The organism is Paraprevotella xylaniphila YIT 11841 (assembly GCF_000205165.1).
Classification (GTDB): domain Bacteria; phylum Bacteroidota; class Bacteroidia; order Bacteroidales; family Bacteroidaceae; genus Paraprevotella; species Paraprevotella xylaniphila.
Genome location: NZ_GL883833.1, coordinates 1 through 804, shown reverse-complemented (window position 1 = coordinate 804; position 804 = coordinate 1). Strand labels below are relative to the sequence as shown.

Here is an 804-nt window from a genome sequence, read left to right as displayed (position 1 = left end):
CATCAAAGAATCCGTCACCTCTTCATACCTTCCGTCATACACCCCGAAACCCGGCACGGCAGGCAAAGCCGCCCCACGGCCGAAAGGCAGGAAATCCACCGGGGGAAGCCAGACCGCCGAGTAGAGGGGAACTGCCAAGGAAAAGACCGCACAGCAGGAGGCCGTACGCCATCCTTTCAGGCCGCACTGGTGCTCCGCCCGCACGACCCACAGATGCCAAAGGGCCAAAACCCACAGCACAATGTTTTTCAGCAGCGTGGCCCCGTGCCCCAACGTGAATGCCTCGCCGAAGCAGCCGCAATCCTGCACCGACATCCCCATGGGCGAGAAAGCCAGCCAAGCCGTCAAGGTGGTAAAGGCGGACATCACCGCCACCGCGCCCCAAGCCACCGCCTTGCGGAACACGCCCGAGAGCAGGAGCAACCCGAGACACAACTCCCCGGCACAGAGACACACCGACCATGCCAAGGGATGGTCGGCCACGAAGCCGCTCCAACCCCACACGCGGAAATACTCCGACAGTTTCAACGACGTGCCGTAAGGATCCACGCCTTTCAGCCAACCGGACACCACGAAGCATGCGCCCAACAACAGGGACGGAATATGACGGATTATATGTTTCATTTTATTCGCGTTTGCCTAATTTTTCTTCCACGATTTGCCAGAACATTTCCTCTATCTTCTCGTTTTCCAAAGGATTGCCGACCAACAACACGTTGTTGTTTTCATCCAAAAGAAAAGTATGAAATCTACGCTCACAAGGTATATGAGGATTAAGAGCCTGTTTAAATTTTATTCAATAAC

At 55.3% G+C, this 804-nt stretch carries 1 protein-coding gene; it reads right to left on the bottom strand.

The genetic code is table 11. The features are described 5' to 3' along the window. On the bottom strand, positions 1-624 hold a 624-nt coding region (locus HMPREF9442_RS05315; protein WP_008626186.1), incomplete at its 3' end, for a MauE/DoxX family redox-associated membrane protein. Between the last annotated feature and the right edge of the window lie 180 nt (positions 625-804).